General features: G+C 51.2%; 22 protein-coding genes. 8 read left to right on the forward strand and 14 right to left on the reverse strand.

Translation table 11 applies throughout. The features are described 5' to 3' along the window. Nucleotide 1: 1 nt before the first annotated feature. The 5 genes from sufC to ACLJZ5_RS00455 all read left to right on the forward strand — a co-directional run bounded on the left by sufC (nucleotide 2) and on the right by ACLJZ5_RS00455 (nucleotide 4,793). Nucleotides 2–748: a Fe-S cluster assembly ATPase SufC gene (sufC, locus tag ACLJZ5_RS00435; RefSeq protein WP_000948904.1), complete on the forward strand. Its 747-nt coding sequence runs from the start codon at nucleotides 2–4 to the stop codon at nucleotides 746–748. Continuing rightward, nucleotides 723–1,994 carry a Fe-S cluster assembly protein SufD gene (gene sufD / locus ACLJZ5_RS00440; protein WP_024798036.1) on the forward strand — a complete coding sequence of 424 codons (1,272 nt, stop codon included), beginning with the start codon at nucleotides 723–725 and terminating at the stop codon, nucleotides 1,992–1,994. The genes sufC and sufD overlap by 26 nt, the downstream gene beginning before the upstream one ends. Then, nucleotides 1,991–3,211 carry a cysteine desulfurase SufS gene (sufS, locus tag ACLJZ5_RS00445; protein WP_000143859.1) on the forward strand — a complete coding sequence of 407 codons (1,221 nt, stop codon included), beginning with the start codon at nucleotides 1,991–1,993 and terminating at the stop codon, nucleotides 3,209–3,211. The genes sufD and sufS overlap by 4 nt, the downstream gene beginning before the upstream one ends. 12 nt (nucleotides 3,212–3,223) lie before the next feature. After that, nucleotides 3,224–3,637, forward strand: coding sequence for a cysteine desulfuration protein SufE (gene sufE / locus ACLJZ5_RS00450; RefSeq protein WP_024798037.1), 414 nt, complete (start codon nucleotides 3,224–3,226; stop codon nucleotides 3,635–3,637). A gap of 154 nt (nucleotides 3,638–3,791) precedes the next feature. After that, nucleotides 3,792–4,793, forward strand: coding sequence for a L,D-transpeptidase family protein (locus ACLJZ5_RS00455; RefSeq protein ID WP_023205912.1), 1,002 nt, complete (start codon nucleotides 3,792–3,794; stop codon nucleotides 4,791–4,793). 66 nt (nucleotides 4,794–4,859) lie between these two features. On the opposite strand, the gene ACLJZ5_RS00460 is transcribed toward ACLJZ5_RS00455, so the two are convergent. From ACLJZ5_RS00460 to ttrB, 10 genes are all read right to left on the reverse strand, one after another. Then, nucleotides 4,860–5,099 (reverse strand): major outer membrane lipoprotein, encoded by a 240-nt coding sequence (locus ACLJZ5_RS00460; protein ID WP_001727727.1) that lies wholly within the window; start codon nucleotides 5,097–5,099, stop codon nucleotides 4,860–4,862. Nucleotides 5,100–5,181: 82 nt separating this feature from the next. Further along, a complete protein-coding gene (gene lpp / locus ACLJZ5_RS00465) occupies nucleotides 5,182–5,418 on the reverse strand; it encodes a murein lipoprotein Lpp (protein ID WP_001082307.1) in 237 nt (78 codons plus the stop codon). A 310-nt stretch (nucleotides 5,419–5,728) separates the two neighbouring features. Then, entirely contained in the window at nucleotides 5,729–7,141 is a 1,413-nt protein-coding gene (pykF, locus tag ACLJZ5_RS00470) for a pyruvate kinase PykF (protein ID WP_000751447.1), read from the reverse strand. Between the two features lie 401 nt (nucleotides 7,142–7,542). Continuing rightward, nucleotides 7,543–8,886 (reverse strand): APC family permease, encoded by a 1,344-nt coding sequence (locus tag ACLJZ5_RS00475; protein ID WP_023211257.1) that lies wholly within the window; start codon nucleotides 8,884–8,886, stop codon nucleotides 7,543–7,545. 21 nt (nucleotides 8,887–8,907) lie between these two features. After that, complete coding sequence (locus tag ACLJZ5_RS00480) at nucleotides 8,908–9,801, reverse strand: proline iminopeptidase-family hydrolase (protein WP_001000508.1); 894 nt, start codon at nucleotides 9,799–9,801, stop codon at nucleotides 8,908–8,910. A 58-nt stretch (nucleotides 9,802–9,859) separates the two neighbouring features. Further along, entirely contained in the window at nucleotides 9,860–10,597 is a 738-nt protein-coding gene (locus ACLJZ5_RS00485) for a glutamine amidotransferase (protein ID WP_024798038.1), read from the reverse strand. An 11-nt stretch (nucleotides 10,598–10,608) separates the two neighbouring features. Further along, nucleotides 10,609–11,835, reverse strand: a complete 1,227-nt coding sequence (locus ACLJZ5_RS00490; protein WP_000471823.1) for a PfkB family carbohydrate kinase — start codon at nucleotides 11,833–11,835, stop codon at nucleotides 10,609–10,611. A 322-nt stretch (nucleotides 11,836–12,157) separates the two neighbouring features. Next, on the reverse strand, nucleotides 12,158–15,220 hold the full coding sequence (ttrA, locus tag ACLJZ5_RS00495; protein WP_024798039.1) for a tetrathionate reductase subunit TtrA: 3,063 nt from the start codon (nucleotides 15,218–15,220) through the stop codon (nucleotides 12,158–12,160). Further along, the gene (gene ttrC, locus ACLJZ5_RS00500; protein WP_023194173.1) at nucleotides 15,213–16,235 is read right to left on the reverse strand and encodes a tetrathionate reductase subunit TtrC; all 1,023 of its coding nucleotides are present in this window, start codon (nucleotides 16,233–16,235) and stop codon (nucleotides 15,213–15,215) included. Before ttrC ends, ttrA begins: the two co-directional genes overlap by 8 nt. Beyond that, the gene (ttrB, locus tag ACLJZ5_RS00505; RefSeq protein ID WP_001518945.1) at nucleotides 16,236–16,970 is read right to left on the reverse strand and encodes a tetrathionate reductase subunit TtrB; all 735 of its coding nucleotides are present in this window, start codon (nucleotides 16,968–16,970) and stop codon (nucleotides 16,236–16,238) included. A 181-nt stretch (nucleotides 16,971–17,151) separates the two neighbouring features. Here ttrB and ttrS point away from each other — a divergent pair, with 181 nt between their 5' ends. The 3 genes from ttrS (at nucleotide 17,152) to fumD (ending at nucleotide 19,835) form a co-directional block, all read left to right on the forward strand. After that, nucleotides 17,152–18,930 carry a tetrathionate respiration histidine kinase TtrS gene (gene ttrS, locus ACLJZ5_RS00510; RefSeq protein ID WP_001214403.1) on the forward strand — a complete coding sequence of 593 codons (1,779 nt, stop codon included), beginning with the start codon at nucleotides 17,152–17,154 and terminating at the stop codon, nucleotides 18,928–18,930. After that, the gene (ttrR, locus tag ACLJZ5_RS00515) at nucleotides 18,905–19,525 is read left to right on the forward strand and encodes a tetrathionate respiration response regulator TtrR (protein WP_000190927.1); all 621 of its coding nucleotides are present in this window, start codon (nucleotides 18,905–18,907) and stop codon (nucleotides 19,523–19,525) included. The genes ttrS and ttrR overlap by 26 nt, the downstream gene beginning before the upstream one ends. A gap of 97 nt (nucleotides 19,526–19,622) precedes the next feature. After that, nucleotides 19,623–19,835, forward strand: coding sequence for a fumarate hydratase FumD (gene fumD, locus ACLJZ5_RS00520; protein WP_000165779.1), 213 nt, complete (start codon nucleotides 19,623–19,625; stop codon nucleotides 19,833–19,835). A gap of 95 nt (nucleotides 19,836–19,930) precedes the next feature. Here fumD and mlrB read toward each other — a convergent pair whose 3' ends face one another. From mlrB to ACLJZ5_RS00540, 4 genes are all read right to left on the reverse strand, one after another. Continuing rightward, complete coding sequence (gene mlrB / locus ACLJZ5_RS00525) at nucleotides 19,931–20,890, reverse strand: transcriptional regulator MlrB (RefSeq protein ID WP_001060717.1); 960 nt, start codon at nucleotides 20,888–20,890, stop codon at nucleotides 19,931–19,933. A 171-nt stretch (nucleotides 20,891–21,061) separates the two neighbouring features. Next, on the reverse strand, nucleotides 21,062–21,790 hold the full coding sequence (locus ACLJZ5_RS00530) for a MerR family transcriptional regulator (RefSeq protein WP_000122320.1): 729 nt from the start codon (nucleotides 21,788–21,790) through the stop codon (nucleotides 21,062–21,064). 178 nt (nucleotides 21,791–21,968) lie between these two features. Further along, the gene (locus tag ACLJZ5_RS00535; RefSeq protein WP_000666334.1) at nucleotides 21,969–22,607 is read right to left on the reverse strand and encodes a two component system response regulator; all 639 of its coding nucleotides are present in this window, start codon (nucleotides 22,605–22,607) and stop codon (nucleotides 21,969–21,971) included. 30 nt (nucleotides 22,608–22,637) lie between these two features. After that, the gene (locus ACLJZ5_RS00540) at nucleotides 22,638–25,400 is read right to left on the reverse strand and encodes a two component system sensor kinase (RefSeq protein WP_024798041.1); all 2,763 of its coding nucleotides are present in this window, start codon (nucleotides 25,398–25,400) and stop codon (nucleotides 22,638–22,640) included. Nucleotides 25,401–25,496 lie beyond the last annotated feature (96 nt).

A 25,496-nucleotide genomic window follows, 5' to 3' on the forward strand; every position in this document is an offset into this window, starting at 1 on the left:
CATGTTAAGCATTAAAGATTTACAGGTCAGTGTGGAAGAAAAAGCGATTTTGCGTGGCCTGAATCTGGAGATTCGCCCCGGCGAAGTTCACGCCATTATGGGGCCGAACGGTTCCGGGAAAAGCACGCTCTCCGCCACCCTGGCGGGACGTGAAGATTACGAGGTCACCGGCGGCTCGGTTACGTTCAAAGGTAAAGATCTGCTTGAACTGTCGCCGGAGGAACGGGCGGGCGAAGGGATTTTTATGGCCTTCCAGTACCCGGTAGAAATCCCCGGCGTCAGTAACCAGTTTTTCCTGCAAACCGCGCTGAATGCCGTGCGCGCCTACCGCGGGCAGACGTCATTGGATCGCTTTGATTTTCAGGATCTGATGGAAGAAAAGATCGCATTGCTGAAAATGCCGGAAGATTTGCTGACCCGTTCGGTAAACGTCGGTTTTTCCGGCGGGGAGAAAAAGCGCAATGATATTTTGCAAATGGCGGTGCTGGAGCCGGAACTGTGCATCCTTGATGAGTCGGACTCCGGACTGGATATTGATGCGTTAAAAATTGTGGCGGAAGGCGTCAACGCGTTACGCGACGATAAACGCGCTTTTATTATCGTGACCCACTATCAGCGCATACTGGACTACATCAAGCCTGATTACGTCCATGTCCTCTATCAGGGGCGAATTGTCCGATCCGGCGATTTTACTCTGGTCAAACAACTGGAGGAGCAGGGTTATGGCTGGCTTACCGAACAGCAGTAAAGCGCTACAGCAATGGCAGCATCTCTTTGAAGAAAAAGGAGAAAGTCGAACTGAGCAGGCAAGAGAACATTTACAACAGATGTTACGTCTGGGATTGCCGACGCGTAAACATGAAGACTGGAAATACACGCCGCTGGAGGGCTTAACCCATAGCCAGTTTATCCAGCAGTGTGCGACTATCAGCGCCGCACAGCGTGATGCGCTGGCGCTGCAAATCGATGCCGTGCGGCTGGTGTTTGTCGATGGTCGGTTTATGCCAGAGCTCAGTGATAGCACGCAAAACAGCGGATTTGACGTTAGCGTCAGGGATGAGCGCCAGACGCTTGCCGCGCCGGTACAGCCTGAGGTTTTTCTGCATCTGACGGAAAGCCTGGCGCAATGTGTCACGTATATACAGGTACGGCGAAATCAGCGTCCGACCAGGCCGCTACTGTTAATGCATATCACGCAGGGCGTGGATGGCGACGAGCTGAATACCGCGCATTATCGCCACCATCTGGCGCTGGCGGAAGGCGCGGAAGCGACGGTTATTGAGCATTATGTCAGCCTTACAGCGGCAAAACATTTTACCGGCGCGCGTCTGACGATGAACGTTGCAGACAATGCGCAACTGCGCCATATCAAACTGGCGTTTGAAAATGCGTCCAGCTATCACTTTGCGCATAACGATCTTCTGCTGGCGACTGACGCCTCGGCGTTTAGCCACAGTTTTCTGCTGGGCGCCGCAGTACTACGTCACCACAGCAGCTCACAACTGAATGGCGAAAACGCGACGCTTCGACTGAATAGTCTGGCGATGCCGGTGAAAAATGAAGTCTGCGATACGCGGACATGGCTGGAACATAACAAAGGCTACTGTAACAGCCGCCAGTTGCACAAGACCATCGTCAGCGACAAAGGACGCGCGGTCTTTAATGGCCTGATCAACGTGGCGCAACACGCCATTAAAACCGACGGCCAGATGACCAATAATAACCTGTTGTTGGGGAAACTGGCCGAAGTCGATACCAAACCGCAATTAGAGATCTATGCCGATGACGTGAAGTGCAGCCACGGCGCGACGATCGGGCGTATTGACGATGAGCAGATGTTTTATCTGCAATCACGCGGCATCAGACAGCAGGAGGCGCGGCACATGATTCTTTACGCGTTTGCCGCAGAGTTAACGGAAGCTATCCATGATAGCGCCCTTAAACAGCAGGTGCTGGCGCGAATCGGCCAGCGACTGCCCGGAGGCCTGGTATGACATTTCCTGTAGAAAAAGTACGGGCGGATTTTCCCATACTGCAGCGTGAAGTTAACGGCCTGCCGCTGGCTTACCTGGACAGTGCAGCCAGCGCTCAAAAACCCAATCAGGTGATTGACGCTGAATCTGCCTTCTACCGTCACGGCTATGCTGCGGTACATCGAGGTATCCATACGTTAAGCGCACAGGCGACCGAAAGCATGGAGAATGTGCGTAAGCAGGCGTCGCGGTTTATTAACGCCCGCTCCGCAGAAGAACTGGTGTTCGTGCGCGGTACGACGGAGGGCATTAACCTTGTCGCCAACAGTTGGGGAACGGAAAATATTCGCGCCGGGGATAACATTATCATCAGCGAGATGGAGCATCACGCTAACATCGTTCCCTGGCAGATGCTGTGTGAGCGCAAAGGCGCTGAACTGCGCGTGATCCCATTGCATCCTGACGGTACGCTGCGGCTGGAGACCTTAGCTGCGCTGTTCGATGACCGGACCCGACTGCTGGCCATTACCCATGTTTCCAATGTGCTGGGGACGGAAAACCCACTGCCGGACATGATTGCGCTGGCGCGCCAGCATGGAGCGAAAGTGCTGGTGGATGGCGCCCAGGCCGTGATGCACCATGCTGTTGACGTCCAGGCGCTGGACTGCGATTTTTACGTTTTCTCCGGCCATAAACTTTACGGGCCGACCGGCATCGGTATTCTGTATGTTAAAGAGGCGTTGCTGCAAGAAATGCCGCCGTGGGAAGGGGGCGGGTCGATGATCTCGACCGTCAGCCTGACGCAGGGAACGACATGGGCGAAAGCGCCCTGGCGTTTTGAGGCGGGAACGCCGAATACTGGCGGCATCATCGGTCTCGGCGCGGCAATTGACTATGTGACGTCGCTGGGACTGGATAAGATTGGCGATTATGAGCAGATGCTGATGCGCTATGCGCTGGAGCAACTGGCGCAGGTGCCTGATATCACGCTGTATGGTCCGGCACAGCGGTTGGGCGTCATCGCGTTTAATCTGGGTAAACACCATGCTTACGACGTCGGCAGCTTTCTTGATAATTACGGCATCGCGGTACGAACGGGGCATCACTGCGCAATGCCGCTCATGGCCTGGTATGGCGTGCCGGCAATGTGCCGGGCTTCGCTGGCGATGTATAACACCCATGAAGAAGTGGACCGACTGGTGGCAGGATTAACGCGTATCCACCGCTTATTGGGATAACAGTGAGGTTTTATGGCTGCACCGGATAAAGAAAAATTGCTGCGTAACTTTACGCGTTGCGCTAATTGGGAAGAGAAATATTTATATATTATTGAGTTGGGGCAGCGCCTGGCGGAGTTAAATCCGCAGGATCGCAATCCGCAAAATACGATTCATGGCTGTCAGAGCCAGGTGTGGATCGTGATGCGGCGAAACGCCAACGGCATTATCGAATTGCAGGGCGACAGCGACGCGGCGATCGTTAAAGGCCTTATGGCGGTGGTATTTATTTTGTACCACCAAATGACGGCGCAGGATATTGTGCATTTTGATGTCCGGCCATGGTTCGAAAAAATGGCGCTTACGCAACACCTCACACCTTCTCGTTCTCAGGGGCTGGAAGCAATGATTCGCGCAATTCGCGCTAAGGCCGCCACTCTTAGCTAAACTGTACAGACAGCGTTCTACCTGATGTCAAATCCTTTGTCGGACGGCGACGTCGCTTTATCCAGAGTGGACAGAGCGTATATTTTGTTGTTCTGATAAGCGAAGCGCTACCAGTCGTCGCAGAGGGCATCACCAGGAATACAGGAGGTTTGGTATGAAACGTGCGTCTTTCATTACGCTAACTATTATCGGCGCGTATAGCGCGTTACAGGCAGCCTGGGCGGTTGATTATCCATTACCGCCAGAAGGCAGCCGTCTTATTGGTCAGAATCAAACCTATACCGTACAGGACGGTGATAAAAACCTGCAGGCTATCGCCCGGCGTTTTGATACGGCGGCGATGCTCATTCTTGAAGCGAACAATACGATTGCGCCGGTGCCTAAGCCCGGTACGCTAATTACCATTCCCTCGCAGATGCTATTGCCGGATGCGCCCAGGGAAGGCGTTATCGTCAACCTCGCGGAGCTACGGTTGTATTATTACCCGCCGGGAGAAAACCGCGTTCAGGTGTATCCCATCGGCATCGGTTTGCAGGGACTGGAAACTCCCGTCATGGACACCCGGATAGGGCAAAAGATCCCCAACCCGACGTGGACGCCGACGGCGGGCATACGCCAACGTTCGCTTGAGCGGGGTATCACGCTGCCGCCGGTGATCCCTGCCGGGCCAAATAACCCGCTGGGACGCTATGCGCTGCGTCTGGCGCACGGTAATGGGGAATATCTCATTCATGGCACCAGCGCGCCGGATAGCGTGGGTCTGCGCGTGAGTTCCGGTTGCATTCGCATGAACGCGCCGGACATCAAAGCGTTATTTGCGCAGGTCAGAACGGGGACGCCGGTAAAAGTGATTAACCAGCCGGTGAAATTCTCTGTCGAGCCGAATGGCATTCGTTATGTAGAGGTACACAGGCCGCTATCGCCGGAAGAAGAGCAAAACGTGCAGACGATGCCCTACGTGTTGCCTGCGGAATTTACCGCGTTCAGAAACGCACAAGGGGTGGATAGTCGCCTGGTCGATAAGGCGCTATACCGGCGAGCCGGGTATCCAGTCAGCGTGAGCGCCGGGCAGACGCCAGCGGTAAATACGACCGCAGTCGAATCCGCTCAGAACGGTTTTGTCGGAGAAGAGGGGCAAACGCGCGTCACGCAGTAGCCTTCGCAGTAAATGACGGACAAAAAAATGGCGCACGATGTGCGCCATTTTATATCGTGCGTCAAATCATTTACAGATGCGGAATACTTTGTTGTCCAGACGTTGGTTAGCGCGAGCAGCATCGTCTTTAGCAGCCTGAACGTCGGAACGCATTGCATTTACGTCATTACTCAGTTGCTCAACTTTAGCGCTCAGCGTCTGTACATCGGAAGACAACTGATCGATTTTAGCGTTGCTGGAACAACCTGCCAGTAACGTGGAACCCAGAACTACTGCACCTAAGATCAGCTTGTTAGTGCGGGTCATAACAATAACATTATATTTTGTGTGGTTATATAGGTAAAAAAAATGGCGCACAATGTGCGCCATTTTTATTACGCAGGTACTATTACTTACGGTATTTAGTAGCCTGGTTGTCCAGACGCTGGTTAGCGCGAGCTGCGTCGTCTTTAGCAGCCTGAACGTCGGAACGCATTGCGTTCACGTCGTTGCTCAGCTGGTCAACTTTAGCGTTCAGAGTCTGAACGTCAGAAGACAGCTGATCGATTTTAGCGTTGCTGGAGCAACCAGCCAGCAGAGTAGAACCCAGGATTACCGCGCCCAGTACCAGTTTAGTACGATTCATTATTAATACCCTCTAGATTGAGTTAATCTCCATGTAGCGTTACAAGTATTACACAAACTTTTTTATGTTGAGAATATTTTTTTGATGGGAATGCACTTATTTTTGATCGTTCGCTCAAAGAAGCATCGAAATGCATGAAAGTCCCTAAAAAACCGAAAGAAAACAGGGGGCTTCCATCGGATTCTTCTTAGATAATCCGCAATTAGATAGTAAAATCCGATTTGATTTTTTTATTAATAGTGGCTATCGATTAAATAAAAAAAGCGCCGGAAGGGCGCTTTTTTAAACAAATTAATTCACACAACAATTATTACAGTACGTGAACAGAGGCGGTGTTAGTGGTGCCGCTTGGAACCAGCGCGCCGGAGACCATCACTACGACGTCGCCTTTCTGGGCGAGGCCGCTTTGCAGGGCGACATCTTTGCCCAGACGGTAGAAATCATCAGTAGAATTGATTTCTTTCACCAGCTGCGATACCACGCCTTTGCTCAGTACTAACTGGCGGGCGGTCACTTCATTGGTGGTCAATGCCAGGATGGTGGCGTCCGGGAAGTATTTACGTACGGCGCGAGCGGATTTACCGCCCTGGGTCGCTACCACGATCAGCGGCGCTTCCAGTTTTTCGGCGGTTTCTACCGCGCCGCGGCATACTGCTTCCGTAATGCGCAGTTTACGGCTGTCGTTGTTGTAGTCCAGACGGCTGTTCATGACGCGGTCGGTACGTTCGCAGATGGTCGCCATGATAGAAACGGCTTCCAGCGGGTATTTCCCTTTTGCGGATTCGCCGGACAGCATAACCGCATCCGTACCGTCGAGGATGGCGTTTGCAACATCGCCTGCTTCTGCGCGGGTCGGACGCGGATTTTTGATCATAGAATCCAGCATCTGAGTCGCGGTGATCACGACTTTACGTGCGCGGATACATTTTTCGATCATCATTTTCTGCGCAAAGATCACTTCTTCAACCGGGATTTCTACGCCCAGGTCGCCACGCGCAACCATGATGCCGTCGGAAGCTTCGAGAATTTCATCGAAGTTGTTCAGGCCTTCCTGGTTTTCGATCTTAGAGATAATCTGGATGTTTTCGCCGCCGTGGGCTTTCAGATGCTCGCGAATTTCGACAACGTCAGAACGTTTACGGATAAAGGACGCAGCAACAAAGTCAACGCCCTGTTCGCAACCGAAGATCAGGTCCTGTTTGTCTTTTTCAGCCAGCGCCGGCAGAGCAATAGAAACGCCCGGCAGGTTAACGCCTTTGTTCTCGCCCAGATCGCCGTTGTTCAGCACCTTACAAATGACTTTATTGCCTTCGATGGCGGTCACTTCCATACCGATCAGACCATCGTCAACCAGGACGGTGTTGCCAACGCTCAGGTCGCTGGTGAAGCCTTCATAGGTGACGGCAACGATTTCATTATTACCGACCACGGATTTGTCGGTGGTAAAAGTAAAGGTTTGGCCCGCTTTCAGCGAAACGTCGTTACCGCCTTCCAGTTTAATGGTGCGGATTTCTGGTCCTTTAGTATCAAGCAGAATAGCGGCTTTTTTACCAGTTTTGCTCATCACGTTGCGCAAGTTCTGGATACGCTGACCGTGTTCTGCATAATCGCCATGAGAGAAGTTCAGACGCATCACGTTCATGCCCGCGTCCAGCATTTTGCTTAACATCTCTTCGGATTCGGTTTTCGGACCGATAGTACAAACAATTTTCGTCTTTTTCATGACAGTCTTAGTCTTTAAGTTGAGGAGGATATGGAAATCTGGCTTCGGGCGCGCACGGCCCGGAAGCTAAGCCTGTGTTGCTAAAGTGATGATGCCTCGCTCTAAGGATAGGTGACATCGAAAGAGCGTGCAGAGGAATGTGTGCTCGCGTTTCAGCCCAACGGGAAGGGGATAATTTTAGTCGTTGAGTTTTACAGTCCAATGCGCTGAAACCATTCAAGAGACAATTGGCGCGCATTATACGCTGAAATTTACAAAAAAGGAAAATGAAAACCCTGTTTCAAAAGACATCTGTGCAGATCCACAACGGTTTGTTATTACGCTGTTTACGATGTCGCTGGCGATGACGCCGCCCGAACAGGGGCGGCGTTGCGCAACAGCTGGTGTTGTTGCGCATAATGTCAATCGAGCAACTTTTTGCCTTCCAGGTCGATGGCGATGTTTTGGTTGTGTGCTTTTCGGTAGCACAGTATCGCTATCCCGATCGCCGCCCAGCTAATTCCGAGTATCAGAGCGTGAATGTTCATGTTTAAACAGACGTAGCCGATGACGATCATCCCCATGATCGGCGAAATGACATGGGCGAAAATGCGCCGCTGGGCTTTCATCCGGAAATTGAACAGGATAAACACACACAGGTTCACGACAAAAAAAGCGAAAAGCGCGCCAAAGTTCACCAGCGTGGAGATAGATTCAATCTTGCCGGAAAACAGGTAGCTGAGCAGCAGGGTGACGCCGCCGGTAAACAGAATGGCATAATCCGGCGTTTTACGCGTGGTATGGACGTGAGCGAGGAAGGCGGGCAACATTCGGTCGCGCCCCATTGAAAATAGCACTCTGGACACCGCCGTTTGCGCGGTAATAATGTTGCCGACGGCGCACACAAACGCCACAATGATGGAAAATGCCACTTTGAGCCAGATACCGCCAACGTTGCCGGCAATGGTGAAAAATGCTTCATTCGTCGCATTACCATCCGCGAAGCGGTCGACGTTACCGGTGGCGAACGCCGCAAACGCCACAACGATAATAAACAGTACCGTCGCCAAAACTAACGCCAACAGCGTTGCTTTACTGACGGCGCGTCCCCCGCCTTCGCTTTCTTCACTTAATGTACTGATAGCGTCAAAGCCGAGAAAATTCAGCGCAGCCACCGAAATCGCCGTCGCGATGAGCCCAGGGGTGAACCACTGTGAATCGAAAAAAGGCCGGAAGGAAAGCGTTATCTGACTACTGTCCTGCATCATCAGACGGACAATGAGTAGCACGAAAATCGCCAGAATACCGAGTTGAATAAAGACCAGTAACTTATCAAATTTCGCCGTTTGCTGTATCCCGAGATAGTTGACTCCGGTGCCAATAGCCACATAAATCAACGGCCAGACCCAGACCGGGATTTGCGGTAAAATAGCGTGGACCGCGACGCCGCCCAGCACTGCCACGAGCGTAGGGAACAAAAGATAATCCAGCAGTAATATCCATCCGGTCAGAAACCCTACGGCGGGATTAATGCATACGCCAGCATACGCATAGGCCGAACCCGACGAGGAGATATGCTGCGATAAGGTAGAGTAGCTGTACGCGGTAAAAAACATCGCGATCGCGCCAATAATATAAACCAGCGCAACCATACCGTGCGAAAGATTATAAACGACGCCATAAAGGGAGACTGGCGCGATAGGCACCATAAACACCAGACCATAAAGCACTAAATCGGTAAGAGACAATTTTTTGACTTTTTTCATGATAAATACCTTAATGGCTTTTTATGCCAGGTCGCGTAAAAACGCGCTTACCGCTGCGAGGCAGGGCGCGATATTTTCTTCATGCGGGTTATGGCTGCTGCCAGGAATAGTGACCGCGCGGCAGTCTGAAATGTGAGAGAGAAGCGGAGAGACGACGCGCTCGGTTGCCTGATCGTTTTCGCCGCGCAGTACCAGAACAGGACAGCGTATCTGGCACAAATGGGGCGTAATATCCCAGTCGGCAAGTTTGCCATTTGCCGCCAGTTCATTGGTTCCCCATAAAATGTGATAACCCGTAGGGTCGGCGGCGAACTGCGCATTAGATCGCTGAACATGAACGGCTTCTTCCGCGAGGGTATAAACGTGTCTGGCATAATAAGCGACCAGCTGTTCCGGTGGGTTTTGATAAATGACGGCGGGCATAATGACGTTTTTGATATCGTCATCGGACATTGGCGTCAGAGCGTTAAAGAGCCGTATGGCTTCCTGTTGCCACAGGGCGATACTGGCCGGCGAACTGGCCAGTATCGTCCCGCGAAGCCCGGCAGGCTGTAAGCAGGCGTGCTCTGCGGCAAGCATTCCGCCCCAGGAATGTCCCAGTATCGAATACCCGTGCCCAATACCCAGGTGATGAATTAATTGGGTTAATTGACGGAGATAACGCGCAATAGTCCAGAAAGACGCGTCGGCATGAGGAAAATGCGTTGAACGACCGCAGCCATATTGATCGTAAAATATTACCATGCGCCCGTCATCAGCCAGACGGCGATAATTTAATAAATAATCAAAGCCGCCAGAAGGGCCGCCATGAAGGATAATGAGCGGCGTGAGTAATGATTTTCTGTCTCCATAAATCCGATAGCTTGTCAATATGTTTTCAGAAAACATTTCGCCATAGAGATAAGTATCATTCATATTCTTAATGACTCAGTGTGTGGCAGGGCAGGCGAAATTTATATTCGCCTGGGTAATATTATTTTTTTATTGTGTGTAAAACATTACACCAGAAGGTGGCGTACTGTTCCCATTGCAGAAACTGCGGGCTTCCCCAGTGCGGTGAACAATCACTGGCAAAGCAACATACTTTCCCTTTATGGTAAGTACCCATAACTAACAGTGGATCGCCATTAATTTCAGCAAGGACCTGACTATTTTCTTTGGCGATAAGCTTGTTATAGCCCAATAGCGGCGGCCATTCGCTAAATGGCTGGGTAATAACATGCTCTACCGCAGTATTTACTGCTTTACATCCTTGCGGTAGTTCTACGCGGTCATCTACATCCAGCATATCAACCGGCAATACCTCCGCCAGAACCGTATTTTTATAATTGGCTTTTGCTTCTATTCCCATAAAGGATAAATAGCCGCCGATCATCAACAGACCGCCGCCCTCAGCAACATAATCGGCGATAAGTTGTAATGCATCAGGAATAATGTCCATATTATAAAACGTTCTGTTTTGTAGCAGGAACGTATTGCTACCGATATCACTGATGACGATCGCATCATAGCAGGCTAATGCTTCGGCGGTTTGTGGAAAACGAGTTTGCACAATATGGGCAGGCATGTAGTCCACATCGATATTACCCTGGCGTAAGCAGGATAATAAATAGTCTGCGCCTTCTTCATATTTGCTCGATGTAAAGCTATCAAAACCTTTAGAGTGAATCATATGAATGTGCCAGGATTCGCCAATAAATAAAATTTTCATTATGTCACCTGTTAATTAATGTTAATGACTTTATTAGATTGGGTACGCATTCGATGTAAAACCTGCAAGTGCTGAGGCATACTCGACGCACCGACTTGTTCCACCGCCAGAGAAGCGAAAGCGGAGGCATATTGAATGGCTGCGACCATATCTGCTTGTCGCGCCAGCGCGGCGGCTAAGGCGCCATTAAAAGCGTCACCGGCCCCAGCGGCATCTTTTACCACGGCGCTCCACGCAGGAATATACAACGTGCGGGCGTGCTCACAGAGCAGAGAACCACGGGCGCCAAGGGTAATAATGACTTTTTTCACCCCGGATTGCAGAATAATATTTCCGGCTTTTTTCGCATCATTAATATCAGTAATGGTTACGCCGGATAAAAAAGAGGCTTCAGTTTCATTCGGCGTGATGATGTCAATATCAGATAATAAATGCGTCACCTGTTTCGTATAGGGGGCAGGATTGAGCATGATCATTTTATTTTCTTGTTTGCCCAGGCGAATAAATTCAGTCAACGCTTCAATGTTCGTTTCGAGCTGCATTAACATAACGTCAGACTCGGCGATATAACGGTGTTGCTCGTTAATCTCTTGCGTGGTGAGCATCATATTGGCGCCAGGGTAGATGGCGATAATATTATCGCCATCCACGGCGGAGACATAGATCAATGCGCTACCGGTGGGCGCTTTATCTGTTTGATACGCGCTGTATGAAGTGATGCCTGATTGAATAATATGATTCATAGCAAATGCGCTGAACTGATCTTTACCCACTTTAAAAATAAAATGCGCCGCAGCGCCGGCATTGTTTGCCGCTAAAGCCTGGTTGGCTCCTTTACCGCCAGGATAGAATCCAAATTGACTGGCCAGAATGGATTCTCCGCTTTGTGGAAACCACGGCACGGTTGCTGAAACATCAATATTGAATGAGCCTAAAACACACACCTTGCCTGCTTTTTTTGTGTTTTCCCGGCGCAGTTTTGCATCCTGATGGATTGGCGTGGCGATAGTGCTGGAGATATCAATCTTATTTTCAGTGATAAGCTTACTCAGCGCGTCACGGTTTAAAATCCCTCCGCCATAGCAACGCTGAAGCATACCTGATTTCTGGAAATAGCGTAGATCGGAACGAATAGTCTCCTGGCTAACCTTATAAAGGTCTGAAAGTTTACTGACGCTAACACTATTATCCTTTATCAGTAAATTAATGATGGCATGACGTCTTTCTTCTTTAAACATATTGCCTCCGGGTAGTGAGTTGAATTGTATTTATGGCAATGTTGTCATGCGGTGAATTCAATCACAGATTATGCGGTCAACCGGAAGTAACCCCAAATGAATGTCAATAATCAGAAGCGCAGCCAATGTGTTAAATATTAATTGCTTACAGAAGGGGAAAATAGTTTTGTGAGTGTTGTCATATATTTTCTATGTAATATGACGGGGTGAACGTAAAATAGTTGGGCTTGCACGATTCAGTGAGTATATGCAGCCGGACAGCGTTCGCTTATCAGTCGCTACCCTCGACGAAATAAGACGATATCGCTCTCCGGCCCTGGGGTTATATACGCTCGATTTTTGCCGGCAGCCCCTGACGTACTGCCGCACCGGAAACCCAGTCGAGCCAGGTGTTGGTAATGGTTCTTGTCGGATCGGCAAAGCCCAGATCGTTAAGATTTATGCCTGCCCTGATTTGTGGATCATACGGCATAGGCACGCCATCCAGAGAGTGCTGCGTTGCACCCATCTCGCGGTGACCATATCCGTGTTCGATGGCGATGACGCCTGGCATCACGCCATTTAACAAACTGATTTGCGCCACGACCTGACCGCCCGGCGTAATGATCCGTACCCGATCGCCATGTTGCAGTCCATAACGCTCGCCGTCTTGCGGATTCAGCGCCACCAGGTTTGCTGGCTTCACATGGTGTAAGCGCGGGATGACGGCTGTTGAGCTGGACATGGTATTTGATTTAAATGAAATCAGTTTCAGCGGCCATTGCCCAATGGGAAACTGGTCGTCAATCGCACGACCATCTGACAAACGCGCCGGATACCAGACCGGGCAACCGCTGAAACGCTCCCCGGTGATGGCGTGACGGTGGGCGGCGACTTCTGCATTCCAGACCTGTAAGGGTTTTTTCCACGCGTTACCTAACCGTTGCTCCGTATAGCCGCTATCCTCGGGCGCAAACCGGCCGCCACGCGAGTAGATAAACGCCACGCGACCGATCTCATCAGCTTTAAGCGTGTGCTGAATTGCTGGCAGAATGCGGCTGACGCCGGTAAGCGAAATATCTTCCTGATTTGCCGGCGCGACCGGCGTCTTGCCCATAAAGGCGATATTAGCGGCTACGCGCAGATAGAAATCTTCCGCCCGGTTCAGTGGAAAAGCATTGCCCTGCGGATCGGTTATCGCCCGGTCGCCGAAGCCGGGCAGACGGAGCCGTTTTGCTACCGCAATACAAAATGCTTCCATTGAGACAGGTTGCCCGTCCGCCGTTCGGTGAGTGGCGGGGGCGACAACCGGCCAGCGGGCGGTAGTGGCTTTACTGGCTACGCCGCCCCAGGGTGCCGTAAAGCCCCAGCTCTCAAAATTATGTGTATCCGGCACAATGTAATCCGCCAGCGCCGTCGTTTCATTCATAAAGGCGTCAATCGCGATAAAGAGCGGCAGTCGGCGAGGGTCTTTTAGTTTTTCTTCCGCCACGGCGCGTAGACCGGGAACACCGTAAAACGGGTTGCTCATATTGGAAATCCAGGCTTTAAGCGGATAAGGATAGCCTTCGAGCGCGGAGGTCAACAGTTCGGTAAGCTGGCCTGCCACAAAGGGATACCACGGCGCTTTGGCTGGATAAGGGGATTGCCCGCCGGCAATTTTGTCGCGGTATTCTTCCGATGCTTCATAAGCGGTTTTGCTACGGGCAATACTTAACCCGGACGGTTTCACTTTTCCGGCAAAACTGTTCATGTTGTAGCGGGGGCCGTCGCTAACGCCGTTGAATTTGCCGCCGCCGACAAAGACGCCGCCGGACAAGCTGAGGTTGCCGATCAGCGCGTTAAGCATCATGACCGACCAGGCGTTATAAAACCCATTGCCGGCCATCATGCCGCCGTGACTGATGACCGCAGCTTTACGTCCGTGACTGGTAAAGGTTTCCGCCAGCGCGATAATTTGCGCTTCCGGCACGCCGCACTGTTCGCTGTATTGCGCCAACGAGAGCTTTTCTGCCGCCTCTTTCAAGCGTTGCAACCCGCTCTTCACCGTGACCCGCTGGCCGTCGGCGAGCGTAACGTACTGCGTCACGAAAAGCCGTGCCTGTCGGCAAGTGGATGCATCGACCAACTCGCCGTCGGTATTCAGTACGACAGGGGTCTCTTCGCCATCGGGCGTAAGATGGCGCAGCGTCAGGTGTTGTCCGGCAAGCGTCGGCAGTTCATCCGCAATGACCAGGTGCGTGGCGTTGGTCCAACTTTGCTCGCCGGCCTGCTGCATCGCCTGTACGCCGGGAATCGCCAGATAATCAGCATTATAACGTTGATTATCCATGATCCAGCGGATCATCCCCATTGCCAGCGCCGAATCGCTGCCGGGCATGACCGGTTGCCAGCGACCGCGAGGATCGGCGAGCACCGTTGATAAGGGGAGGGCGGGGGCGACCACGACGTATTGAAAATTCTCACGCAGCCGGGCGCTCGCCAACTGACGCGCCTGGCGTTTAAACGGATTGCCGGACTGTGCCGGGGAGGTGCCCATAAAGAGCGCAAATTCCACGTTTTCCCAGTCGGGTTTGACATGCGGGTTTTTATCCAGATCGCCCATCAGCGCCCCGGAGCCGGCCCGGTAAGCCAGTCCACAGTAGGCGCCATGCGCGCCGAAATTCTTGCTGCCGAAGCTATTTAGCGCAAAACGACGCAGAAACGCATCGCGGCCTTCGTCGCTGGTATTCGTGACCAGTAACTGATTGGTTTTGGGCCCGAAACTGGGGTGCTTTGCGTCAATTGGCGTATCCGGCGCATGAATAGCGCGCAGTCCGTCCACATGACCTTCGCCAAACAGATCGCCGCCTTCCACGACTTCTTCAATAAGTTGCTCAAAGCTGATGCGCTGCCATTTCCCTTCGCCGCGTTTACCCACGCGTTTCATCGGTTCAAGCAGTCGTAGCGGACTGTACAGGCTTTCCAGCAGCGTGGCGCCGCGCGCGCAGGCGGTTGAGCGGGCGTCAAGACCGCTTTCTCCCGCCAGTTGCTCCATGGCTTCGCTAAAAGGGACGGACGAGTCAATAGGGTGTTCCTGCGACAAGGGGTGATAGGGATTGCCGGCGATGCGTATCACTTTGCCATCGGCATTTACCCTGGCGCGGATACCGCACTGTGTCCAACAGCCGAAGCATTGCGTCATGGCGATGGTTTGTTGTGGATTTTGCTGCCAGTGCGTTTGCGCCTGCGCCTCCGGAATTAACGCATTGCCAAAGATGCGGTCGCGCGTTACCTTGCCGGATGTCCCGTTTAACAGGCCATCAATTGCGCGTTTCGCCACATCACGGTAGCTCAGACCAAAAGTGACCATCCCACCGACGGCGAGACCGACTTTTAGCCACTGACGACGGGTTAAATTAGCCATGTTGTAATCTCCTGGTGAGTCCGTTCAGCGTTTCACGAATAATAATCAGTAGCGCTATCCACAGGCCGAAGGTGCCGAGAATAGCCAGCCAGCCATCCGTTCCGCCTGGTAACGAGTAAGGGTTAAATTGCGCGTTGAACTTGGGGACGGTTTGTACCTGAATCAACAATGTCCAGCGCATCAGCCAACATAGCGCCAGCGCGCTGAGAACCAGCAGGACGCGTCTTAGCTGTGATAACGGATGGCGTAGCGCCAGGCTACAGAACAGCAGTGTGCATACCCACAGCGCTACCCAGCCGACAGCGTAATATTTGGCTGACAGGGCGACGGTAATCCACTGACGGATTGCCGTGCCGGAAAGCGTATCGCCGCTAACCCACATGGCCACAACCAGCCCCAGCGCCGCCAGTGTCCAGAGTTGTCCCCACAATATTTTTGGCAGCCTTACCGAGTCGCGTCGGGCGGCGACAATCATCAGCGCGAAGAACGCCTGTAAGGCGCTAAGGAACATCGCCACGGGGAAGGCGTAGCTAAACCAGATTGGGCGCGCCAGCACAACGGAGACTTCGCGACCGGTATAAATCAACAGGCCCACCGCGCAAAGCGCGCTGGCTAACGCCAACCATTTAGTGACGTTGTAACTTTTATTGAATAATCGTTTAATCTGCTGCGCCAGGAACCACAGAGCGAGAAAGCCGGTAAACAGCGGCAGAAATAATGCTCCCCAGGGCATCCACGACCAGGGCGTCGGCCAGGCATAGAAATGCCAGACGCGGGCGGTCTGGTGCAGATCCGCCGTCAGCGCCAGCGGTGCGGTAATCGCACAGGTAATGGCAATCAGTAATGCCCGATTTTCTTCTGTTGCGGCGTCTTTTTTCCGCCAGTGAAGATAACAGGCAAACAGTGCGGCGCAGGCGGCAATGCCAATAAAAAAGAAATATTGTACCGCCCACGGCAGCCAGCTAATGTCCTGCGGGTGAGCCAGCACTTCTTCAATGATGAGTGAATGCGTCATTCAGACCTCCTGCCAAAGCGCGGGCTGCGCACGGCCCATTAATGGGGTGACAAAGGCGTCGTCCAGACCCAGGTAGAAAACATGGGGCGACGTGCCGTTTTCCGGCTTTAATACCTTGATAGCGTCGCGATGCTGATGAAGCAGGGTGGCGATGCGGCTATGGGGATCTTTGATATCGCCAATAATACGCGCGCCGCCGACGCAGGACTCTACGCAAGCGGGTAACAGTCCGGCTTCCAGACGATGGACGCAAAACGTGCATTTATCGGCAGTTTGCGTTTCATGATTGATAAATCGGGCGTCGTAAGGACACGCCTGGACACAATAGGCGCAGCCGACGCAGCGTTTGTTATCCACCACCACAATGCCATCTTCCCGCTGAAAGGTGGCTTGTACCGGGCAGACCGGCACACAGGGGGGGTTATCGCAATGGTTGCACAGACGCGGCAACAGCACATTCGTGACTTCCTGACTACCTTCACGCTGGACCTGGTATTGGTTCACCGTCGTACGAAACGCGCCCTGCGGCGTTTGGTTTTCAATAGTGCAACTTACGGTACAGGACTGACAGCCGATACAACGCCGCAGGTCGATAAGCATGGCGTAACGGTGTCGGGGAGAGCCTTCATGCCGCTCCGGCGAAAAAGGAAATTTCGCTTCAGCCAGCGGAACCAGCGAGGCGCCAGCGGTCAGGACGCCAAGCTGCTGGAGAAATTGCCGTTTACTGCTGTCCATATTGACTCCCGTCCACATTGCCAACAATGAAACATTTGTCACGATGTTGGTTCATGTGTAATGAATAAAAAATGTCGATGATTTACAGTGTAAAAATCGAGGCGGGGTGCGCTCTATTGTGGTTAACCACATACCCGGCTTGTTGTTGATCTAAAACAACATAATTGACAGGGATATTAGGGTGAGAGGTAAAACCGTAAGGCGCCTGGCGGTGTTGGCGGCAGTAGGGCTACTTTGTCATGGCGCGTGGGCAGGGACGTGGAATATCGGTATTTTGGCCATGCGCGGCGAGGCGTCTACGCGTAGCCACTGGCAACCGTTGGCAAAGACATTAAGCCAACAGCTTCCAGGCGAAACCTTTCACATCCAGCCGCTGGATCTGCATCAAATGCAGGAGGCTGTTAACCAGGGAACCGTGCAGTTTGTGATAACCAACCCGGCGCAATTTGTCCAACTGAACAGCCATGCGCCGCTGCGCTGGTTAGCTTCCCTGCGCTCCACGCGCGATGGGAAAGCGGTGAGTAATGTTATTGGCAGCGTGATTTTGACCCGGCGCGATAGCGGCATCACCACGGCGCATGATCTCATCGGTAAGACAGTCGGCGCGATTGATGCTCAGGCGTTTGGCGGCTATTTATTAGGCTATAAAGCGCTCAGCGACGCGGGCTTACGCCCGGAGCGCGATTTTCATCTTCGTTTTACCGGATTTCCTGGCGATGCCTTAATCTATATGCTGCGCGAAAAAGCGGTGCAGGCGGCAATTGTGCCAGTGTGCCTGTTAGAAAATATGGATCAGGAAGGATTGATTAATAAAAAGGACTTTATCGCGCTGCTTTCCCGACCGACGCCCCTGCCTTGCTTAACCAGTACGCCGTTATATCCTGACTGGTCGTTCGCGGCGCTACCTGCGGTAAGCGATGCGCTGGCGGATCGCGTAACGCGAGCGCTATTCAACGCGCCCGCCGCCGCGTCATTTCACTGGGGCGCGCCAGCGTCGACCAGTCAGGTGGAAGCGTTGCTGCGTGATGTTCGTCAGCACCCTCAGCAGCGTCGACTGTGGCTGGATGTCAAAAGTTGGTTAATCCAGCACCAGCTAATGGTCGGCGGCGTGATTCTGGCGTTCCTGTTGCTCACGCTCAATTATATTTGGGTCATGCTGCTGGTGCGTCGACGTGGAAAGCAACTGGAACGTAATAGCGTAGTTCTTCATCAGCATGAGCGGGCGCTGGAAACCGCCCGGCAAATGAGCGTGTTGGGTGAAATGACCTCCGGGTTTGCCCATGAGCTTAATCAGCCGCTTTCCGCGATTCGACATTATGCCCAGGGGTGCCTGATTCGACTGCGCGCTGCAGATGAACAGCATCCCTTGCTGCCGGCGCTGGAGCAGATTGACCAGCAGGCGCAACGCGGTGCGGATACTCTGCGTAACCTGCGTCACTGGGTCAGCCAGGCGCAGGGCAACCCGGTGCTAACCGAAGCGTGGAAGGCCATAGCCATTCGCGAGGCGATTGATCATGTCTGGCAATTGTTGCGTATGGCGCAACAGTTTCCGACAGTGACTCTGCATACCGAGGTTAGCGCTGCGCTGCGCGTAACGCTGCCGTCAGTGCTGCTGGAACAGGTGCTGGCGAATATCATTCTTAATGCGGCTCAGGCGGGCGCCACCCATTTATGGGTCGTTGCTGAACGCACTGAAAACGGCATCAGCATCGTTTTACAGGATAACGCCGGGGGAATCGACGAGGCGCTATTACGTCAGGCGTTTCAGCCGTTTATGACCACCCGCAAAGAGGGGATGGGCTTAGGGCTGGCGATTTGCCAGCGGCTGGTGCGGTATGGGCGGGGCGATATCAGCATCAGGAACCAGACCGCGCCGGACGGTCTGTCGGGAACGGTGGTTACGATACATTTCTTACATGAACATGGGGGCAGGGATGGCGACAATTCATCTACTGGATGATGATACGGCGGTCACTAACGCGTGCGCGTTTTTACTGGAAAGTCTGGGATATGACGTAAAATGCTGGACGCAGGGGGCGGATTTTTTGGCGCAGGCCAGTCTGTATCAGGCCGGAGTCGTATTACTGGATATGCGAATGCCGGTACTGGATGGGCAGGGCGTTCATGATGCGTTGCGCCAGTGCGGAAGTACCCTGGCGGTTGTTTTTCTTACCGGGCATGGCGATGTACCGATGGCCGTGGAGCAGATGAAACGCGGCGCCGTCGATTTTCTGCAAAAACCGGTATCAGTAAAACCGCTACAGGCGGCGCTGGAGCGTGCGCTGACGGTTTCATCGGCAGCGGTGGCGCGCCGTGAGATTATACTGTGTTATCAGCAGTTGACGCCGAAAGAGCGTGAGCTGGCCAGCCTGGTGGCAAAAGGATTTATGAACCGGGAAATTGCGGAAGCGATGAATATCGCGGTGCGTACCGTAGAGGTGCACCGCGCCAGAGTCATGGAAAAAATGCAGGCCGGTAGCCTGGCGGAACTGATTAGGCGTTTCGAAAAAATGGCCTCGCCAGAGACCAGAATACGAACAACGTATGAGCCATGAATAATAAACCGCGTTATTTCTTTGATTTGCATCAAATTTTGTTTAATTGAGAAGACTGTTATATTCTGTTGGTTTGAGCTGGCGACGAGTAAAACGTATGACAAAACCGACAAAAGATGACGAACTGTACCGCGAGATGTGCCGGGTGGTGGGCAAGGTCGTGCTGGAAATGCGCGATCTGGGGCAGGAGCCTAAATATATTGTTATTGCGGGCGTGTTAAGAACCGCGCTGGCGAATCAACGCATCCAACGTAGCGCGTTAGAAAAACAGGCTATGGAAACCGTGATTAACGCTCTGGCGCGGTCATAGCCGCTATCAGGGTGGCAATAACGAAATCGCCTTTGAATTGTCGCGATTGTCACCATGGCGGGCTGGTTACCCGCCGTTAGCGATGCGCAGGGTTATCAGGTGATGGCTAGGCGCAGCCCTAATGTATCAGGGTACGGCTCAAAATAATTCTGGCTGCGTAGATAGTCATCCGGATGTTCCGCCAGATAGTGCTTCAGCAGCGTTAACGGTGCCAGGATAGGTAGTCGGCCCGCCCGGTAGCCGAGAATCACCTCGCGTAATTCCGCGCGTTGCCTGCTGTTCAACGCGCGGTGAAAATAGCCCTGGATATGCATCAGCACATTGGTGTGATTTTTACGTGAAGCGGGGTGGCGCAGGATAGCCATCAGTTTTTCTCTGTATCGGACAAAGAAGGCATCCAGATCGTCCCACTCATGCAGACGCGCGACGAAAGGGCCAATTTCGCGGTAGCCGGCCTGGTGGTGGGCGAGAAGCTGAAGTTTATATCGGCTATGAAACGCGAGCAAACTGTGACGACTCAAGCCCTGCGCGCGTAGCGCATTTAATTCATGTAGCGCGAAGATACGTGCGATGAAATTCTCGCGTAGTACCGGATCGTGCAGGCGACCATCTTCCTCTATCGGCAGCCAGGGATATTTGTCCATCATCGCGGCGGTAAACAGCCCCGTGCCAGCTTTGCGGCCCCTGTTACCCTTTTCATCATACAGGCGAACGCGCTCCATTCCGCAACTGGGCGATTTTGCACACACAATAAACCCCGCCAGTTCGCCTATTGTTGGCAGAAACCGATCGGCAAAGGCATTCATTCGCTCGGTGACGTCATCGTGCGGGGCATGGCTATAGCGCATCCGAATGTCGCCACAGGTCGTCTGGATAAGACGCAGCGCAGGGCGGGGCACGGGCAGGCCGATCGCCACCTCCGGGCAGATCGGTTTGTAGGCCACCCACGGCGCCAGAGAGTTCATGACAAAATCCATACGCTTATGTCCGCCATCAAAGCGTACCGCGGCGCCAGTCAGACATCCGCTAATGCCGACTACGGGTTTGTTATTCATGATTCCCCCTTATTGAAAGTACGACGACTGACGCCAACGGCGCAAAATGTTATCTCACGCTGATTTAAAACTTACACAACTTTGTTTTTTTGTCTAAGTTTTCGCGGAGATTTTTTTGATGTACTTAAATATCAATAAGATAGAATGAGGGGAAGAAATCTATTTCAGCGCTTATAGTGTGATAACCTCCAGCGAAGCGACCACGTTGCGCCACTGGGCAAGCTGTTTTTTCTGCCCGGCAGTGAGCTTGCCGGTGGTCACCAGGAACCATTTTCTCTGGGCGAACAGCTCGGGCGCCAGAACGGCTGGTGGAGAGGGAAGCACATTGAGCCGCAGCTCTTGTCCGGTACGAGTCAACGCTTCCAGCCAGATTTCACAGTGATCCGAGAGATGCCATCCGCTAATAAAAGCATTGTTGCCAGGCGCTTTTCTGTCGCCTTCAAGGCAAAAAGAGGTGTAGGCAATAATGATGCCATCCAGTATTTCGCGCAGCGTCATCACGGCGGGAAGATGCGCGGACACTTTGCTGCGCAACGGACGCAATAAATGGGTCACCAGTTCTGCGCGGGGATATTCCCGGCCACAGTCATAAATCAACTGCCGCAGCGCGTCAATTCGCCCTTCGTGGAGATGTTGAAGCATCGTCTCCTGAATCGTTATCCAGTTATCGCCCAGGCGAATGACCGGACGCGACAGTAAGGGTTTGACCTGACTTATCGGTACGCCTTTTCTCACCCAGTCGAGGATGCTAAGCGCTTGTCGAATATCGTCATCGCTGTATAAGCGATGCCCGCCATCAGTACGCTGCGGTTTCAATAAACCATAGCGTCGCTGCCATGCCCTTAGCGTGGCGGCATTGATACCGCATAGTCTGGCAAATTCGCCGATAGAATACGACATGGTAAAGCCCGTTAAATAAGGGGATTCTACTATATCATGATTAAATGAAGACTAAGGTAGTGATAAATGGTGCGGCATACCAGGGCATCCGTATGGATTTTGTCGATGATGAGCAATACTGCGTGGCGTAAGGCTCATCAAAATATGACCAATGCTTAATACCATCGGATGCCCCTGGTTAATACTCTATTAACCTCATTCTTCGGGCGCAGTTAAGTAACTCTGTCACTTTATGAACCTGTAGCTTTCTCATCATATTCATCCGATGTGTTTCGACGGTTTTTATACTGATATGTAGCTTTTCGCTGATCCCATGATTGGTATACCCCTCGTCAATAAGTTTAAGAACCTGACGCTCGCGCAAAGTAAGCAGTTGATGATTGGTCGTGTCAGCCTTTAATTCAGCCAGGATAGCTTCCCGATTCAACGTCGGGTCAATGTAACGCTTGTTTACTGCGACTGTTTGCAATGCCGCTAACAGAACTTGCTGACTACTGCTTTTTAAAACATAGCCATTAGCACCTGCGGCTAAAGTTTTAATGGTCATATACTCTTGTTGGTATGCTGTGTAAACCAGAATATTCATTGCTGGCCAACGCTGATGTAATTGAGGAATGATATCCAGGCCATTGATGCCAGGTAAGCTAAGATCAAGGATAAGTATGTCAGGCTCGTATGCGCAACAGGCATTATAAACCTCAAGACCATTTTTAACATGCTCTACAATTTTAAAATGAGGCCAGGGTAATAAGGCATTCATAATGCCGTTAATGATGATTTCATGATCGTCTACTAATAAGATCTTATATTCTTTCATTTTGCTGCCCTCGCGAAAATTAAGATAATATTAAGTAATGGTGTAGTTTTTGAAGATCATACGTATTTTCTGGCGTAAGTCGGTTAGTTCCTCCAGCGCGATGATTTTCCCCATTTTTACGCGATTCTCAATGTCTATGACATAGCATACCAATTCAGTCTGCCCTATTTGACCTAAACAGCCTTTTAATGTGTGAATTAACTGATCGATTTTTTGTCCAGCCGATACGGCATTTTCAATATCAGCCAGCAAGAGGTCCAGTGATTGGAAAATCTTGCTATTAATGACCATATCATCTGTCGCCAGTAGCGCTGAGCAGCGACTTGGATCCTGCTCCTGTAGCTCTATATTTCGTAAAAGCTGGTATTCTGCGGCAATACTGATATAGCGAGCTAAGGTAGCCAATGTCACTGGTTTTGTAATGTAATGATGAATCCCATTTTTTTTACAACGATGAATATCTTCTGTCGCTACGCTAGCGGATAGCGCCACAAACATGCAGTCAGGATCTAAATTATTCGGCTCATCGTGCCATAATTGTACACATTCAATACCATCTATTTCTGGCATTCTAATGTCAATCAGTACTAAATCGAATCGTTGCTGTTGTGATAAAGTCAGAGCCTCGTTACTACTGGCGGCAATAGTGACGTGTTGGCCCAGGCTGACAAGCATTTTGCCGATGATATCCCGATTAATATCGGCATCATCAACCAAAAGAATCTGCAACTGCCAGGGTGGTAACAAATTATTTATTACTGGCATATTTGGTGTACACAATATTAACTGTTGCGCCAGGTCGTAGAGTTTTCCGGGGAAATACAAAAGCTCTGCGTTGAGAAGCGCATTTTGCTGGTGGGGTGGTTCACCGCGTATTCCCCAGCAAGCCAGTTGCCGATGCAGGCAGAACGGCGCTGACAGTGTCCCTTTAATTGGTTGAGGCGGCTGGTATTCTTGTAAGGGTAATACTAGCGAGACACAGGTTCCAACCCCGGGGACACTTTTTAGTGTCAGATTACCGCCCATCATTTTAGCCAGGCTTGACGCAATAGTCAGTCCAATTCCTGTACCTTGCGAATTTGTGTCTGCTTGATAAAAAGCAGTAAAGATTTGAGACTGCTGCTGTATTTCAATCCCTTTACCGCTATCGCTAACCAGAAATATTAATTGTTCCTCATGACGCTTGACAGTCAGACGTATCCCTCCGGTTTCGGTAAATTTTACCGCGTTCCCGAGTAAATTAACCAAAATTTGCCGTAAACGGATACTGTCGGTATGAAAATAGAGAGGGACATGTTGACCGACAAAAGTACGTAATGACAGTTTTTTGCTTTGCGCCGGCCCCTGGATGGTTTGCATTGCCTGGTCCAGTAACGGCAGTAACGCTGTTTCTTCCATATGTAATGTGAAATGACCAGACTCGATGCGTGAAAAATCCAGCAGATTATTAATAATAGCTAACAAAGACAGTGTACAATTCCTGGCGGTATCAGCTAATCCTTGCTGCTCTATGTTTAAAGGGGTGGTTTGTAATAATTCAATCGCACCGAGTACGCCATTCATCGGAGTACGTAACTCATGACTTATTACCGTAAGATGAATGCTTTTACGTTTGTTAGCTTGCTCAGCGCGTTTTTTTGCTTCATTTAGCGCCTGGGTGCGCTCTGCGACTTTGTTTTCCAGATTGTCGTATTGGACTTGTAGAGTATCAAGCAGTTGGTTAAAAGCACCGGCAATACTATCTAATTCATCCAGTCGTTGTGCTGGTAAACGTGTGCTCAGCGGTGCAGTTGCGGTTTTATTAATGACATCGACAAAACGCCATAACGGTTTGGCCAGTGAGCGATGTAGTAACCAGCAAAAAGCCGACGTCATCAACACCAATGCTGTTAATGTAAAGGGGATTTGTTGAAGGATAATTTTTAAGATGCGATTATGTAGATTACCGTATGGGTACAGCGTAACCAGACTCCATCCGGGGCCATGCAAGGTTGTGCGTAATATCAGAAATCCGGGAATTTGCTGCCATCCATCATGCAGCGTTACATTCTCTAACTGTGTACGTATTTTTTGCGGGATGTATGAAAACGGCAATAAGTGGTTGTTTTGATCCAGCCATACTCGAATACTATCATCTAATGGCAGGTGGCTCTTAGTAATGAGATCGGGAAGTTTAACCGTCACCCCAAAAAATACGCCTTGCGGATCGGCAACCGCAACGGAAGCGTGCCATCCTTTGCCGTTTATGTATTCTGGTTCACTCCAGTAAAACCCGGCATGGGTTGGGTATAAAGGAAAGCTTTTTCGCGTTAAAGGCTGTAGAGTTGAATAATCTGAAGGGTTATCAGTAGATAATAACGAAATCTCATTTTTATGGTTAAGAATAAAACTATCGCGACGAAAGCTTTTTTCATCGATATCAGAGGACTGCAGAAAGAGACGGTGCTTCTCTCCGTTTAGCGTCGGCGTGCAATTTGAAGGACCGACAGAAAGATGCCGGCTCACCTCAGGGAAAATATCGTTATGATGAATCTCAGTCGCTAATGAGCATTGATACATTAAATTTTTAGCATCACGTTCAGCTTCTTCAAACCGTTGATTGCTTAGTACAATATTCATCTCGGATAGAACGGATAAATCCTCTATTATATGCTGCCGTTTCTGAATCATTGATATATAAGCTGCGGTAAGCACAGATAGCAGCCAAATAATTATTATTGTTAATAAAAATAAAAAAGTTAGCCTGATTACTAAAGATGTTTGCAGCGTATTCTTGAGATTGAGCAAATTCATAATGCTTTCCTCCAGTTGCCTGTTGCAAAATCTTTGGCACTTGATCACTATCGCAGTACATATAGTTTCATCAGAAGATTAATCGATGGTGTTATC

Source organism: Salmonella sp. 5800 (genome assembly GCF_046558195.1).
In the GTDB taxonomy this organism is placed as follows: Bacteria; Pseudomonadota; Gammaproteobacteria; order Enterobacterales; family Enterobacteriaceae; genus Salmonella; species Salmonella enterica.